Raw genomic sequence first — 16,063 nt, forward strand, 5'->3', positions numbered from 1 at the left:
GGCATTGACCGTTCATGGCCGCTCCCCAAGCCCCCGCAGGAGCATGGGTCACATGCGATAATTACTGGTGTTTGGTAAGCATGCTTTTCAGCGCTTCTTTGGAATTCAGACCCACCACTTTATCAACGGGCTGTCCGTCTTTGAAGACGATCAGGGTAGGAATGCTCATAACGCCGAAACGGGAAGCAGACTCTGGGTTTTCATCCACGTTCACTTTCGCGATTTTGACGCTGTCGCCAACTTCTGTGGACAGATCCTCCAGAATAGGAGCGATCATTTTGCAAGGACCGCACCATGGCGCCCAAAAATCAACCAAAACGGTTCCTGTACCTTCGACTTCTGCGTTGAAGGATTGGTCGGACACGTTAACAATTGCCATTGTATGTTCCTCCTTTATAGAAAAGTCAAGATTATTATAACCTGTAATTTCTTTTTTGACACCTTTTAATTATATCACAATAGTTTTTTAATTGTAAGATATCAAAATAGCAAATTGATTTACAATTATCCTCGCTGATTTTTCCCTTTAACGGTAATGACATCTACAAAAGGGCGAATCCGGTCCATCAAACGCTGTCCCTTGTACAATTCCTCACCGTCCTTGCTCGTAAAGCTCAGATGCTTCTCCAGCCCTTGCAACGAATAATTCGAAGTATAAAAGGTAGGTTTGCGGTTCATTCGATAATTTAAAATCGAGCCCATCACATGATCCCGTACCCATGGACTCAAATTTTCGGCTCCAATGTCGTCAAATACGAGCAGATCACAATTTTTAAGCATTTCAGTCGTTTCCTTCAGCTTCTGCCCTTCCTGAATCATGGACTTTAAGTCCTCCACAAAATCAGGCATATACACAATCACACCGTTCAGTCCGGACAGGGCCAGCTCGTGCAGCAGATATCCCATTAAAAAGGTCTTACCCGTACCAAACGTACCTTCCAGGTAGAGTCCTTTTTTGGATAAACCCTGGCTTTTCGTTTCTTCGATGTAACGGAATAGTTGTGTGACTGCGGGCATACGTTGTGCATCCTTACGTGCAATCTCAAGGGCATTATAGCCTTCCAAGAGCGCACGCTCATCCACATAAAAGCTTTTAATCCGCTGACGCACCCGCTGTTCGTGCTGTGAAGCTACCAGTTTGGCGCAAGGGGTACGGATGTCCACCATTTCGGCTGTACCATTTGGGTATTCTACGCCCAGCTTGCAAAAATGTCCCTGAAAATCGTTAGGACACTGTTCGAGTCCCGGACAATTGTCGCAATTTCGACGATCCCGGGCATACTGAAAAAGCATACTCATGTTTAATCGCAGTTGTGTTTCGTCAATATCTTGATGCGCAGCACAAAATTCCTGCACCAGCGGATCATTGAGAACCTGATCGGCCACATTGCGCGTGCGCTGGCGAAACGAAGGGTTCTGCATCTGCTGTAGCAAATCGCCCAGTGATTCCAAGAACGCTCCTCCTTTCTAAAATGTACAGAATTATGGAGGGGAGATGCTTCGCATGCAGATTGTTCTTCCGATTGCTGTTATCCTCAGATTTTTCCTATTGGAATAAGGATTTAAAGGTTAAAATCCGGGGATAGCTTATGCTTACGATGCCAGCTTTCCTTCGGAAAGCTTTTAGGCAAACGCTTCGCTTCTACAGAACAATTCTGCCCGCTCCGCTGCCGACCGCCATAAAGTCGACACATATTTGAATTGGCTTCGCTGAACATTTTTATAATACCTAATTGGTTTTGGATCAAAACCAATTGATAGTTTGATTTAGCGTAGAGCTATCCACTACACCTTTTTTTGCTTGCCGGATTGCATTCGTTCGGCCAGGCGCAGCAATTCATCCAGTTCTTCCTCGGATACCGGTTCCTCGGCAGGATGATCCTGTACGATGGGAATGGATGGCTTGGATGGGCCGTTGTTTTTGGCATACGAACGGGAACGGCCGCCGGAAGGAGAGGCAGCGGACTGCTTGCCTTTTACCTTGGCTTGGTCACGTATATATTGAACGGCCTTTTCGTAGGTACTTACCTGCTTTAACAGCATATTGGAAGCGACGGCCTCGACAAAGTTTCGGTTGATCCGCTGATCGCTTCCTGATACCAGCAGGGACATTAAATAATGGATAAGTACATTGATGACTTCACCGGGCAACTTGTAGCTGATATCAATCTTTTCGAATATATCCAGCAGGTTACCGGGAACCGTGCCGGGGAAAAAGGTTTGCAACAAACGACGATAAGGCTCGTTGCGCAGCATCATATTATATTGGTGAATGTCGCATTTAGCTGTGAACTGTGGTGGAACTTCCACATAGAACTCCATTTCCACGGCCTGCTCCGCAGGAGGCTCTTCCGAAGTGGCAGCTTCTCTCTGACGCAGAGCAACCACTTTGGCGGCCTGCACCTGCTGTTCCTCCTGACGCTTCCGATCCTGTCTGGAATGCTGGCTGGCCCGGAGTTGAAGCTCGTCTAGCAGCAAATCGCCCGCTTCGGTAAAAACACCGTCCTCATCCAGCAAGCGGCTGATGTCCTGTACAGATAAGTCAAATTTGCGAACAACGTAATTGACCATGCCTAACTGCTCGTGCTCAAAACGCAGACGCTCTACATGCTTGCGATTAACGGATTCACGCGGAAAACGGAGAATGATGTCTGCATAATTCAGCCCTTCCTCCGACTCTGCGGCCAAAGCCCCATTGTGACGGCCCGAAGACACCTCGGAAAGCGCCTGCTCCAACTCGTAATCAATGACATGGGTGTTCAGCTCAAATAACTCGTAAAACGGAATAGATATATTCTCTTTATTATAGGAAGATTGCGACCATTCCACAGATTCGCTGCTCCACAGCGATTCTCGCAGAGAAAGCACCGCAAACTTGCCAATTTTGTCTCTCAACAAAAGAGTAAGATGCTGCGTCCTGAAAAAATCGGCAGGTGCAAGCGGTGGCTGCATCTCATATTCATACATATAGTCGTCCGTTTCCGGTGCATACAGCCTGGACGTCTGCAACAGACCGACAGCCTCCAGCTTGGAGGTCTGTTCAATTAGATGCTTGCGTCCCTTCTCACTCGGCTCCAGCCCTAGTGTCAGAAAAAGACGACGCTGCTGCTCCAGCGGCGAATAACCGATCTGTCCGACTGGCACATGCTGGAACAATAGCCGATACAGGCTGACCGCAAATGCGCCTACCATCGGCTGATAGACGCTTCCCAGCATCAATTCATCCAGTGCGCTCAAGCCGAATTCCCGATAAACGCAGTAGCGGTGGTTCTCAGTATAGTGCAGCAGGTTTTTCATCCGCATTCCAACATTCTTCCTTTCCTGACATAACGGTCTCCAAGATGTTTTTCTATTCTATCATACTTGACCCCAGCTGAGACCAGCAAAATAAGTCCAATTGTCCTCCTTTTTGGCAGCCTCATTCGTCCGTGTTCCCCTTTTTTCGAGAATACTAACTATTTTACTGCTTGTGACCTGCATCACGGAAAAAATAAAATTCTTCACATTTCTTTCATTGGTGAAAATCCTTTATTTGGGCTACAATATAATAGTTAAGCATTACACATTCTTTATTCGCAGGACATACTTACAACGCACATGTTTCGGCCATGCCGATGATTATTTACAGATTTGAAAAAGGAGTGACCATTGTGAACCAACATCAACCTCAACAACCCCCATCAACGCCAAATGAAGTAGCATCCACGCTGGAAGGCTGGTATGCACTTCACGATTTCCGATCCATCAACTGGACGGCATGGAAAACAGCAGACGATGAAGAACGCGCCGGGGCGCTGGACGAGCTTCAAGAGTTTATGAAGGAATGGAGCGTTACCGAGGAAGCGGGTCTGGGCAGCTCTGCCGTATATACTGTAATCGGACAAAAGGCTGATTTTGTAATGTTACATCTACGCGAAACGCTGGAAGATCTCAACAAACTCGAAAATGATTTTAACAAAACAACCTTTGCCAAATATACGACTAAAACCTACTCTTACGTGAGTGTGGTCGAGCTGAGCAACTATTTGAGCAAAGAAGAAGATCCGATGCAAAATCCGCAAATTGTTGCACGTCTGAAGCCTGTTTTGAACAAGGCTCGATATATTTGCTTCTATCCGATGAACAAAAAACGCGATCTGGATGACAACTGGTACATGCTTTCGATGGACGAGCGTCGCACTCTGATGCGCAGCCACGGTTTGATCGGACGCAGCTACGCTGGCAGAGTGAAGCAAATCATTTCCGGTTCTATCGGCTTCGACGATTGGGAATGGGGTGTCACGCTGTTCGCCGACGACGCACTTCAATTTAAAAAGCTGATCTACGAAATGCGTTTTGACGAAGTCAGCGCCCGTTACGGCGAGTTCGGCTCCTTCTATGTCGGCAGCGTCCTGAACGAAGAAACATTTGAAGACATGTTAAAGCTATAAAACGACCAAGGATTTCGTGAACTCCCGCTTTAGGGAATGCGGAATCCTTTTTATATGCTGCAAAGCCGCACAAGATGAGAAAAGGCCCCCTCACAGGCGCCTGAAAAATCATATTCTTTGATATTAGTGTAACACAGGTTCAACCACTACAGCTGCATCCTCGCTTTTTGCCAGCTTTCTTTTCTCCAGAGCAATCAGAATAAAGATCAGAAGCAACAAAGCACTTAACAGGATCAAAAATCCTCCAACCTCAGGAATGAAATACTTCAAGCTTCCGCCCTTGAATCCCATCCCTCTCAAAAACTTGAAATGCCAGGTTAATGGAAGAATGTTACTTACATACTGCAACGATGGAGGTAGCATAGCTACCGGCAATTGAGCACCACTCAGCATAAACGAAGGCAATATAAGCAGCATGAGACGCGGGGAAGCTTTTCCCGGATTAGCCGCACTCCATCCCAGAACCATTGCAAACAAACCCAAAGTAATCGTGTACAGTAGAAACGGAATACTCATTTGCCATACATTGGCCTCAAAACGGAGTCCGCCGATCTGCTTGAGCAAACCAATGGATAGAAAAAAGGATACACATCCAACTACCGCATACGGTATGACCCTCAGAATCAGACCGTATGAATGCTGCAGCTCATCTTTTAATCGTCCTTCCTCCCGTAAGCGAGGAACAATCGTCAGCGCAGCAGCACCAATCAGTGAAATCATGACCGTATTCATGAACCCCATAACCGAGGTCATCAAAGTAACATTGGTCGGATTATACAGCAGACGCTGCTGGAGTAGCATATTGGAGGTAAGCCCTGTAACCTGGCTGTCACTCATTCCCATGCCCCTTAGTCCACCACCAGCCAGCATCGCATTTTCCGTGGCAATGATCTCCGTCACCGCCGACCGCAGATTCCCTGTAGCCAGCCCGACCGTGTTATCTACATAAAAGCCGATGTTGCTCTGGACTCCCTTAACTCTATTCTCCTCCAGACCTGCCGGAAGATAAATCACTGCAAAAAACTTTTCATTATATAAGAGTAAATTCGGATCGGTTTCATTCTCTTGCACATAACGTACATCAATATACTGGGATGCATTTAATTTATTAATAAGCTGTCGGCTATAATTGCTATGATCTAAATCGACTACAGCCACAGAGGCATCATTAAGCTGATTGTTTTTAAAAACAAACCCTAAAGATGCCGATACGACAATCGGGACGAGCAGCATAACGAATACCAGCTTGCCGCTGATCAATAGCTTCCATTCTTCTATAAACGCCTTCATTTCGTCACAACCTCTATCGTCATTCCAGGTAATAATTCAGGTGTTCGCTGAACATCTACCCTTACCTGGAAGGAGCTTATATCCGACAAACCTTTATCCCGGCTCATTCTCATGTTGGTATACTGCGGAGCAGAGGTAACGTATCTCACCTTGCCCTGGATATTTTTGTCTAAAGCTACGACATGTGAAGCCACATTTCCCCCTGCTTTAAACTGTGAGATGGAATCCTCATCCACATAAATATCATAGTATAGGTGGTTGGTTTCAATAACGACGCCTGTTGCCCCCGTAGCAACGATTTCTCCCATCTTGGGAACAATGCGGGACACTTTACCGTCTGCGGATGCCTTCAGCACCGTACGTCCGCGCTGCAATTCCAAGGTTTTGAGCTGAACGCTTAATGCCTGCTTTTGTTGAGCCAGAAGATCCACGTTGTATTCACTATTTTTAACATCTTTACGTGTTTGGGAGGTCTGGGTTAGTGCTTCCTTGGCCTTTTCTGTTTTGATGCGGGCCTGTTCGCGTTCCTCTGCGGTTGCACCTGCCTCCATTTTTTCCAGAGCGGTTTGCTGCTGGGCGATACTATTTTTAGCAATGTCGGATTGTTTGCTGGCCGCAGTAATCTGATTATTGGCAATCTCCACCTGATCCCGGGCTGTATCTAGCACAATTTGTGCAGAATCCAGTTGGTTTTTAGCGTTATCCAGCTCCGCCTTGGTTCCAGCCCCAGCATCGTACAAAGCTTTAATACGGTTGTAATTGATTTTAGCCAGTTCCAGCGCCTGTTGTCTGGAGGTCACTGTCTTTTGCGCGATCTCTGCATTTCTCTTGGATGTCTCCACTCCTGTCAGAGATGCGTCCAACGATTGCTGCGCCGCTTCAATAGCCAGCTTTTGCTTCTGGATATCCTCCACACGTGTGCCTTGGTTCAACAGGGATTCTCCCGCTTGCGCAGCCTGAATATCCAGTTGCCCCTGTTTTTCTGAAGTCGAAATTTTCTCTGACTGATTTTGCAGTCCGTCTTTAGCCTGCTTTATTTTTACATCAGCCTGCGCGATATCCGTTTTTAATTTCTCAATTTGCAGGTCGAGGTCCACAGGATCGAGGGTCATGAGCACATCCCCTTTTTTCACCTGTTGTTCCTCCTTCACCTCAATGGTGTTCACTCTTCCCCCAACGCCCTGAAAGGCAGCATTTACGGTATCTGCCGTAAGCAGCGTGTTTTTTTGTGTGGCAGCCATACTCACAGCATCCTTGCCGCTCATAGCCATCAGCGTACCTCCAGTACCTAGCGCGGCAATAAGTATAACGTACACAATGATCTTCTTATTCATTGCAATGAACTCTCCTTCATGATGATTTAGCCAATAATAAGCGGAAAAATGATTGTTTTAAAAAAACAAGTACGCAATCTGATAGTACGACGTCTAACTATCGGCCTTGGGAAAGCATTTATTCCCGTTTTATTCGCTCCACACCTGTGGAAAGCTTCTGTAGCATCCCCGCGAAGTGGACATGATCTTCCTTCGTAAATTCCTTCAATAAATCGGAAAAAAGCTGAATGAACATCGGAATTCTTTCCGTCATTAACTGTCTTCCTTCCTCAGTCAAGGAGATTGCGGTCATACGGCGATCCGCCAGCGTACTTCTTCGGATGATACCGTCACGTTCCAGCTTGTCGATTACACTGGTTACGGTTGACCGTGTTACTCCTGAATATTCGGCCAGTTCAGATGGAGTCAATGCACGTTCATGCAGATACAGCGGAATTAAAATTTTCAGACTTCCAATCGATAGTCCATATTCGGACAGTCTGGAGCACACACCATTGTATACTTCATGAGCTGTCTGCATGAAAAGCGCTAGCGTACTCAACGATTGGGGGTCCACATGGGGAAATTTTTCTGCCAATAAATTTATCTTTTTGGGATCACCCTTGAAGTTAAAATCAGAATACAACGTGAAGGCCCCCCCCTCTGTAATTAATATCCACACTATACGTCGCCGTATAGTTATGTGTCAATACCCTTTTTAGGAGTACATTAATAAAAAAGGTTTCCAAGCCCCCTGGCCAGGAGTCATGGAAACCTTCTCAATGCATAAGATCTTTTGATGTCATGCTCAAGCTTAGAAAAAACGTCCCTTTTTCAGCACCAACGGAATCCCGCCAATGATAAACAGATAACGGATATCCACAATTTTTTTCAGTTGCGCGGCTATCCAGCCCTTTATTTTGCGATTGCCCACGACGGCGACAGCCTCCCCTTTTCCAAGAGAAGCAACCGTGCCTTTGTTGGAAAATACAAACTTGTGCAGCTCCTTTTTACGAAGCGTAGCTGCCAGATTCTTCGCGCAGAGTACCCCTTGCTGCATTGCAATTTGGGCGGTCGGCGGATACGGGCGTCCTTCGGGATTAAACATTAAAGAACTGTCCCCGATAATAAAAATGTCGTCATGGCCCGGTGCGCGTAGAAAATCGTCGATCTTCACCCGTCCGCGCATCACTTCAAATCCGGCTTTCTCGATCAGGCCGTTACCACGAATACCTCCAGTCCATACGACCGTGCAGGCTTCGATTTTCTCACCCTCACCAACAATGACGCCGTCCTCAAGACATTCCTTAATTGGAACACCGATGCGGAAGGTAACGCCCTTGCGCTTAAGGACATCCATCGCGTATTCTACCAGTTCCGGATCGAAGCCCGGCAATGCCGTAGGAGCCGCCTCGACGTTAATGATTTGAATCCGGTTAAAGTCAATATCATAGGCTCTCGCCAATTGTGGCAGACGATCCGCCAGCTCCGCCACAAATTCAATGCCGCTAAAGCCCGCACCTCCGACTACAAAATTCAGCCGTCCGGGGTTTCCATCATTTTTATACAAAGCAAGCTGGTATTCGACATGCTCACGGATCAAGCGGACCGAGTTAATGCTTCGAATTGTAAGCGCGAACTTATCCATCCCCTGAATACCGAAGGTTTCCGGTTCTCCGCCCAGCCCGATTACCAGATAATCGTAGGATAGCGATCCATCCTCCAGCACGATTTTTTTCTCCTTCGGTATGATATCCTTAACCGTCCCTTTGATTAGATCCACTTTGAACTCATCGATCAGCTGCGAAATCGGAATACGTGAATGCTCAATCGTATCCGTACCCGCTGCGGGCATGTGGAGATGCGTTGTTATATAGTGGTAATCATGGCGGTTAATCAGCGTGACATCCGCCTCGTTGTGCTTGAGCTCCTTTTGCAATTGCTGAGCCGTCAAAATACCGCCATACCCGGCACCCACAATGACAATTTTGGGAATACTGCTCATGCTTCTACCCCTTCCGGTTTACGTAATCAGTGATTATTCACAGCTTTGCTCTCAAAATGACTTATTTATACACGCCGGATAACCTTCATCAAATAATAATTCGCTTAAACTTTGCAAGCGGAACCCGGCAGTTTATAATGATAGACAGTGAATCATACGTTCGGTGGCTTTTTTTAACCTCTATGCGGCTGATTCAACATTTAATATTCATTATCCATACTATCCCTTTCGGAGGTGTTTTTAGAGTGACAGCTCAATCCACAGGTGCGGAGCTCCGCGATCTGATTATCATCGGAGGCGGTCCAGCCGGTATTTTCGCTGCTTTCTACGGGGGAATGCGTCAGGCATCCGTCACCTTAATTGAAAGTATGCCCCAACTCGGAGGCCAGCTTGCAGCCCTTTATCCTGAAAAATATATTTATGACGTCGCTGGCTTTCCTAAAGTGACTGCACAGGAACTGGTCAACAATCTGGTTCAGCAGATGAACCACTTTAATCCAGAAGTACAGTTAGAAGAGAAAGTCGTATCATTAGAGAAAAAGGAAGAACGCCACTTCATCGTAAAAACAGATAAAGGCGGCGAGTATCACGGTAAAGCGGTCATTATTACCGCTGGCGTGGGTGCTTTCGAGCCACGCAGACTGGAACTGCCGGGCGCAGATCGTTTTGAAAAAACGAACCTGCATTACTTTGTCAGCGACCTGAGTAAATTTGCAGGCCGGAAAGTGCTGATCAGCGGCGGCGGCGACTCTGCGGTAGACTGGGCGCTTATGCTGGAACCGATTGCAGAACAGGTTACATTGATTCATCGCCGCGACAAATTCCGTGCGCATGAACACAGTGTAGAAAACCTCCTCGCTTCCAAAGTAAACGTCGTTACACCGACCGAAATTACAGAGCTGCACGGGGAAGACTCGATTACGAAGGTTACCCTTGCTCATGTAAAAACCAAAGAAACTCAGGAAATCGAAGTGGACGATGTGATCGTTAACTTTGGATTTGTATCCACTCTCGGTCCGATTGCCGAATGGGGAATCGAAATCGAAAGTAACTCCATCGTGGTCGATTCCCGTCAGGAAACGAATATTCCCGGCATTTTCGCCGCTGGGGACATTACGACCTATCCAGGCAAGCTCAAGCTGATTGCTGTCGGCTTCGGTGAAGCGCCTACGGCCGTCAACAACGCCAAGGTTTATGTTGATCCGGACGCCAAGCTGTCCCCGGGTCACAGTAGTAACATGAAACTGTAGTCTATTCTTAGACTATGACAAAAAAGGGTATTTTACTCCAAAATTGAATTATTGGAGTGAAATACCCTTTTCTACGGTGTGCCTATTCGTTGCAGTGATTGTCCGTAAAGTCATTCGAACCCTGAATGACTTCACAGTCGCAGTACGAGAGCTTGTCCGGTCTAATGAAGGACTACGGCTGTATTCATCTCTAAGTTTCTTTTGTGGATCTCAGCCAGCAACAGTGCAATGAAGTCGCATTCAAGTTTAAGCTCGATTGCCATCTGATAGGAATCCAAAAGCATTTCATCCGTCAGCATAGCCATCCTCGACACAACCTTTCCTTTTATTTCAAAATCTATTCTATCAAAATACCAAAAACGGAACAAGCGTTCTGTTATCCACAGCATGTTGTGGAAATCCTGTGTATAAATTGTTGGTAAGTGTCGTAAAGCCTTATATGTGACAGGGGATAATGTGGACAATACTTATACACAGGATTTTGACGCTGGTAAATAAAAAAAAATTTTTTATTGTTTACACAAATATATTATATTCACAATCTACTAAATTGAATTTTATGGGATTGAATTCAAGAAAATCAAGAATTATTGGGGCCTTGTGTTTACCTCCAAAATCCATATCCGTCCATTCGGATCAAGTCCATAATCAAATCCCAATTGTCCAATCCCCGGAAATCTTTTCTCCAGTACAGGAATACACCGCTGTGTAAGATTAACGATTTCACGTCGCTTTCGGGTAGCCACCTGGCGGGGATAAATCTTCCGAAGTGCATCCATTCCCTTCATCAAAGTTCCCCCTTTGCACAGGTTCGTAATGACCAGTCCGGGACGGGCATGACGTGCAACCACCGACCGGAAAACCCATTTCTGGCCCACTTTCACCACTTTTACCCGATAGTCAACCGGTCTGCCCTGAATAGTAGCCAACAAAATACCCTGCTGAATCAAATACGGACGCTGGAGCCGGAGCTTTCCGATTCCGACAGCAAGCTCTCCAAAGCTGCTGAACCGGTATGTGCGTTCCATGCGCGTGCAGGTGTATTCCCTGCGCCCCCTAGCCACACGCATGACTCCGATTCCACCGCCGCCCTTCACAGGCTTTATGAACACAAAAGCTTGCCGCCGCAGCATCATGCGCAGTTGATCTTCGCTATACAGACACGTTTCCGGTATATAAACGGCGGTATACGGATGGCGGAGCAGCGCCTTCGTCTTTAACCACTTGCTTGCAAGTTGTCTCATGAATCCTCTCTCCTTTCGCCGTCAAACTATACTTATACATACTCAACACGGATGCTCTATTCTTGGATGATTGCCCGAGGAACATATCCATTTCGACAAGATCAATGCTAACGGTAGCATGCACGGGACATCACTGGTACAATGACAATAATCTACTTATATTTGCACGGAGCAGCGGGTTTGCCGGCAAATTGTTTTTTCGACAAGGAGGTCAACTCATGAACAGCAAAATCGGCATCATGGACATTGGCTCCAACTCCATACGTCTAGTGATCTATGAAATAACAGAGACAGGAGCCTACCGGATTGTCCAGGAATGCAAAGAGGCTGCCCGACTAAGTGAAAAGGTTGGAACCAACGGCCGTATGGAGCGGGAAGCGATTCGAAGCATCGCTCCATTACTGCGCCAATTTATAACGGTATGCCGTATGCACGAGGTTGTTCGTATGCGTGCAGCAGCGACAGCCGCTATCCGTAATGCGGCGAATTCGGATGAGATTGTTCAATGGATTGCGGAGGAAACAGGCTTAACGCTGGAAATATTGAGCGGGGAGCAGGAGGGCTATGCCGGTTTTCTGGGCGTCGTCAATACCATGAATGTAAACGACGGCATTATTATTGACATCGGGGGCGGCAGTACCGAAATTACGCTGTTCCGCGAGCGACAGCGGCTTCATACCGTATCGTTTCCTTTTGGCGCGGTCAACACGAATTCGCGCTTTGGCCAGGAAGTCAGGAATGGTGAATGGTCCTCTCAGCAGATCGAGGAGATGGAGAGCTTCGTCCGTTCTTCCCTGCAAGACCATGATTGGATCTTTTCCAATCCGGGCCTGCCGTTCATCGGTTTGGGCGGTACCTTGCGTACCTTGGCCAAAATCAATCAGAAGCGGCAGGATTACTCGTTGCCCGTGACGCACCATTACGAAATGACGACAGAAGATGTCGATTATTTTTATGTCAGTCTGCCCCATCTTCCCTATGAAAAACGCAAAAAAACAGCCGGCCTGTCCAAAGACAGAGCCGACATTATTGTACCGGGGCTAGTTATATTGAAAACGATATTCGAGGCCGCTCATGGCTCCACCTATTTGGTCAGCGGAGCGGGCTTGCGTGACGGTTTGTTTCATGAACTGGTCAATTCCGAAAAGCCTGTGGTCGACAATCCGCTCATCGCGTCGATCCGCAATATACTTTCATTCGCTGTTCCGGTTAGCGAAGAGCACGTCAAGCGGGTTAACGAGTACGCTGTCCGACTCTATGACGAACTCGTTGACGTATGGGCTGACGTATCATCCTCAGCGATGGACAAACGTCTGCTGCTTACCGCCGCAACGCTGTACAAAACCGGAGCAGCCTTAAATTACTATCATTTCCGCCAGCATTCCGTGTTCTGGATCCTACATGCGGGCATCGGAGGTTTATCCCATCAGGAAACGGTGCTGGCTGCGCTGATCGCAGACTACCATCCCAAGAATCGGACGCCCCGACTGTTGCGCACACATGCCGATATTCTGGAGCCTTCCGACGAAGAACGTGTACATCGGTTGGGCTCCCTGCTCCAGCTTGCGATCGGCATGGATCGGAGCGAATCCGGCATCATCACCAGCATCAATCCCACCACAGGTGACGATGCGCTACATCTTCGTCTGGAAAGCATGAGTGAACCGATTCTGGAACAGCGGGAGCTGGAGGCTGTCGCCAAGGATTTTCAAAAAGCATGGAACCTTACGTTGTCGTGGTCCATTCTTCCTTCTTCCAATTTCTAACCTTCATGGCTTCGGATTGGCTCCGCATAGGGGCCTCTTCGTCGTTTCTTGCCACAAACTGATAACTGCCATTGGACAGAAGCTGCCGCGCCTTCACATTATCTCTCAAGGACAAATGCAAAATGTCCGACAGCATTCCCTTGATCCGGTCATCGTAAATCGGGCACATCAGTTCAATCCGGCGTGTCAGGTTGCGAGTCATCCAGTCCGCGCTGGACAGGAACAGCTCCGAAGCCCCTGCATTTTCAAAATAAAACAGCCTGGAATGCTCCAGAAAGCGATCCACAATACTAATGACGCTGATATTCTCGCTGAAGCCTTCCACACCGGGACGCAAGCAGCAGACCCCTCTAATGATCAAATCAATCTTCACACCCGCCTGAGAAGCTGCATAAAGTTCATCAATCATCTCCTGACTGGATAAGGAGTTGATTTTGGCAATGATACGGGCTGGCTTGCCTGCAAGTGCTTGCTCCGCTTCCCTGCGGATCAGCTCGAACAGCTTGTTTTTCATTCCCGTCGGAGCCACCGTAAAAGCTTGCAGCGTCTTGAGTGCGGAGAAGCCCGTGATTTCATTAAACAGCTCGGAGGCATCCTCGCCCAAGACCGGGTCTGACGTGAATAACCCGATATCCGTATATACGCGGGCCGTGCTTTCATTGTAGTTGCCAGTCCCCACATGCACGTATCGTTTGAGCGCGTTACGCTCGTGGCGTACCACGAGAATGATTTTGGCGTGCGTCTTCAAACCGACTAGCCCGTAAACCACATGACAGCCTGCTTTCTCAAGCGTACGCGCCCAGGCAATATTACGTTCCTCATCAAAACGGGCCTTTAATTCCACCACCACCGTGACCTGCTTGCCCGATTCAGCCGCACGTGCCAGTGCCGGTATCAGCTTGGATTCCCCGTTGACCCGGTACAGGGTCATTTTGATCGCCATCACATCCGGGTCCTCTGACGCCTCAATGATAAAATCCGTTACCGCATCGAACGACTCATACGGATGATATACCAGCACGTCCCGTTTGCGAAGTACGTTGAAGATATCCTCTTGCGGGGGCAGCTCTTCCGGATACACCGGTTTGATTGCCGGAAACTTCAAATGCGAATGCCCTTCCAATTGATCGGCAAAGGACGATAGAAACGTCAAATCCAGCGGCCCGTCCATCTCAAACACATGATCGAACAACTTGAATTCGCGCTGAAGCTCCATCAGAGCAAAGGGATTAATCCCTTTTTCCACTTCCAGCCTTACTGGCGCACCGCGTCTTCTTCGACGCAGTTCTTTTTCAATCTCTTCGAGCAAATCTTCGATTTCTTCTTCATTAATGGACAAATCGGAATTGCGCGTGACCCGAAAGGCTTGGACCGATTCCGGCACATAACCTGTGAACAGCGTTTGAATATGATGCTTGATCAGCTCTTCAATTAAAATGAATGATTTCTTCTTGCTATTGGAACGTAGCGGCACAGACACGACACGCGGAATATTGGAAGGCACCTGCACAATGGCAAAAAACGGCTTATCCTCCTCCGTATCCCCTTGACGTCTCAGTACAACTGCCAAATATACATATTTATTGTGAACTAGTGGAAAAGGACGGCTCTGATCGACCGCCATTGGCGTTAGCACCGGAAATATAATTTCATGAAAGTAGGTATCCAGAGACTTGCGCTGTGTCGCATTCAAGCCCTCATATTCAAGCAGCAAAATCCCCTTTTTCGTCAACAGGCGGGAAATTTCGCGATAGGTTCGATACTGCTCCGATACCATTGAGACCGTGCGCTTGATCAGCCGTTTGTACAAACCGGAGGGAGTATATCCGGTAAAATCCTTTTGCATAAAACCAGCCTTAATCTTCTCGCGCGTCTCTGCCACCCGAACAGCCATAAATTCATCCAGATTGCTGGACACAATCGCCAAAAATTTGGCTCTCTCCAGCAACGGTGTGTCTGTATCCTGAGCTTCCTGAAGCACACGACGGTTAAATTCAATCCAGCTCAAATCCCGATTAAAGTAGCGTTCTGACCCGGCTTTATCTTTATCCTTATTCTGACTCTCTATCAACATATGGCCTCCATCAATCATGCAGTATAGTTATGTTTTATTGTACTATTAGATGAAACGCACTAGCATCACGGCTGTGTAAACACAATGTAAAATGTGTGTAAAACGCAGCCTGTTGTTGAAAAGGTCAATCGGATACTTTACAAAAATAGTATTAAAGGGTACAGTGTTTACGTCTGTTTCATTGAGGTAGATTGTCGAATCGTACTTTTTCATCGTTTTTTTATATTTATCACGCTTTACTTGTCACATACCAGCCACTTTCAATTGTTTCATTTTCAAATGGCATCATATAGGGAGGATTTACGTTATGGAACCCAAGAAAACGCCACGCGTACTGCAAAAAAACATCGAATTTTTTACCGCAGCGCTGTCTCAGCATCTCGTTTCAGTCTGGCAGGAGGACCCGACGGGCGTATACTGCGAGATTGGCAGCGGATATATCGAATTGTTCAGCAGCGAGATGATTCGGGTGCGCAATCAGGATGGGACCCAAAGCCATTATGACCGCAATATCACGATGTTTCAGTTGATCACCAAGGATCAGCCGATATAATTATTATATGCTATGCCTGTACTGTTCTTCCAGATTAGAAATGCTTTTTTTCTTGAATATAACTGCTATCTAACTGTTACTTATAGGCTAAACGTTATTCTTTAAGGCAGCGATGCTGCTGGCTTTCGGTCTGTGAAA

Annotated in this window: 14 protein-coding genes; 4 read left to right on the plus strand and 10 right to left on the minus strand. The window is 47.2% G+C overall.

The genetic code is table 11. The features are described 5' to 3' along the window. Positions 1–61: 61 nt before the first annotated feature. From trxA to ABIA61_RS18180, 3 genes are all read right to left on the minus strand, one after another. Positions 62–379: a thioredoxin gene (trxA, locus tag ABIA61_RS18170; RefSeq protein WP_010347861.1), complete on the minus strand. Its 318-nt coding sequence runs from the start codon at positions 377–379 to the stop codon at positions 62–64. A gap of 125 nt (positions 380–504) precedes the next feature. Next, positions 505–1,452, minus strand: coding sequence for a primosomal protein DnaI (gene dnaI / locus ABIA61_RS18175; RefSeq protein WP_283653164.1), 948 nt, complete (start codon positions 1,450–1,452; stop codon positions 505–507). A gap of 333 nt (positions 1,453–1,785) precedes the next feature. Beyond that, complete coding sequence (locus tag ABIA61_RS18180; RefSeq protein ID WP_404581102.1) at positions 1,786–3,303, minus strand: replication initiation and membrane attachment family protein; 1,518 nt, start codon at positions 3,301–3,303, stop codon at positions 1,786–1,788. 347 nt (positions 3,304–3,650) lie between these two features. Between ABIA61_RS18180 and hemQ the strand changes: the two genes are divergently transcribed. Further along, the gene (gene hemQ, locus ABIA61_RS18185) at positions 3,651–4,430 is read left to right on the plus strand and encodes a hydrogen peroxide-dependent heme synthase (protein ID WP_283653166.1); all 780 of its coding nucleotides are present in this window, start codon (positions 3,651–3,653) and stop codon (positions 4,428–4,430) included. Positions 4,431–4,553: 123 nt separating this feature from the next. On the opposite strand, the gene ABIA61_RS18190 is transcribed toward hemQ, so the two are convergent. The 4 genes from ABIA61_RS18190 to ABIA61_RS18205 all read right to left on the minus strand — a co-directional run bounded on the left by ABIA61_RS18190 (position 4,554) and on the right by ABIA61_RS18205 (position 9,038). Beyond that, positions 4,554–5,720 carry an ABC transporter permease gene (locus tag ABIA61_RS18190; protein WP_283653167.1) on the minus strand — a complete coding sequence of 389 codons (1,167 nt, stop codon included), beginning with the start codon at positions 5,718–5,720 and terminating at the stop codon, positions 4,554–4,556. Beyond that, entirely contained in the window at positions 5,717–7,054 is a 1,338-nt protein-coding gene (locus ABIA61_RS18195) for an HlyD family secretion protein (protein WP_283653168.1), read from the minus strand. The genes ABIA61_RS18190 and ABIA61_RS18195 overlap by 4 nt, the downstream gene beginning before the upstream one ends. A 118-nt stretch (positions 7,055–7,172) precedes the next feature. Further along, the gene (locus tag ABIA61_RS18200; protein ID WP_283653169.1) at positions 7,173–7,679 is read right to left on the minus strand and encodes a MarR family winged helix-turn-helix transcriptional regulator; all 507 of its coding nucleotides are present in this window, start codon (positions 7,677–7,679) and stop codon (positions 7,173–7,175) included. Positions 7,680–7,847: 168 nt separating this feature from the next. Beyond that, a complete protein-coding gene (locus ABIA61_RS18205; RefSeq protein ID WP_283653170.1) occupies positions 7,848–9,038 on the minus strand; it encodes an NAD(P)/FAD-dependent oxidoreductase in 1,191 nt (396 codons plus the stop codon). A gap of 245 nt (positions 9,039–9,283) precedes the next feature. Between ABIA61_RS18205 and ABIA61_RS18210 the strand changes: the two genes are divergently transcribed. Continuing rightward, entirely contained in the window at positions 9,284–10,288 is a 1,005-nt protein-coding gene (locus ABIA61_RS18210; protein ID WP_283653171.1) for an NAD(P)/FAD-dependent oxidoreductase, read from the plus strand. A 161-nt stretch (positions 10,289–10,449) separates the two neighbouring features. Here the strand turns inward: ABIA61_RS18210 and sda are convergent, their stop codons facing one another. Then, positions 10,450–10,593 carry a sporulation histidine kinase inhibitor Sda gene (gene sda / locus ABIA61_RS18215; protein WP_007431918.1) on the minus strand — a complete coding sequence of 48 codons (144 nt, stop codon included), beginning with the start codon at positions 10,591–10,593 and terminating at the stop codon, positions 10,450–10,452. Between the two features lie 282 nt (positions 10,594–10,875). Continuing rightward, positions 10,876–11,532, minus strand: coding sequence for a YheC/YheD family protein (locus ABIA61_RS18220; RefSeq protein WP_283653172.1), 657 nt, complete (start codon positions 11,530–11,532; stop codon positions 10,876–10,878). A gap of 218 nt (positions 11,533–11,750) precedes the next feature. Between ABIA61_RS18220 and ABIA61_RS18225 the strand changes: the two genes are divergently transcribed. After that, on the plus strand, positions 11,751–13,298 hold the full coding sequence (locus ABIA61_RS18225) for a Ppx/GppA phosphatase family protein (protein WP_283653173.1): 1,548 nt from the start codon (positions 11,751–11,753) through the stop codon (positions 13,296–13,298). Here the strand turns inward: ABIA61_RS18225 and ppk1 are convergent. Continuing rightward, positions 13,258–15,372 carry a polyphosphate kinase 1 gene (gene ppk1 / locus ABIA61_RS18230; RefSeq protein ID WP_283653174.1) on the minus strand — a complete coding sequence of 705 codons (2,115 nt, stop codon included), beginning with the start codon at positions 15,370–15,372 and terminating at the stop codon, positions 13,258–13,260. The two genes, ABIA61_RS18225 and ppk1, sit on opposite strands and share 41 nt — an antisense overlap. Before the next feature lie 307 nt (positions 15,373–15,679). On the opposite strand from ppk1, the gene ABIA61_RS18235 reads away from it, so the two are divergent. After that, entirely contained in the window at positions 15,680–15,925 is a 246-nt protein-coding gene (locus ABIA61_RS18235) for a hypothetical protein (RefSeq protein WP_044645463.1), read from the plus strand. Positions 15,926–16,063 lie beyond the last annotated feature (138 nt).

The sequence above is a fragment of the Paenibacillus sp. RC21 genome (genome assembly GCF_044907935.1).
Lineage (GTDB): Bacteria > Bacillota > Bacilli > Paenibacillales > Paenibacillaceae > Paenibacillus > Paenibacillus terrae_A.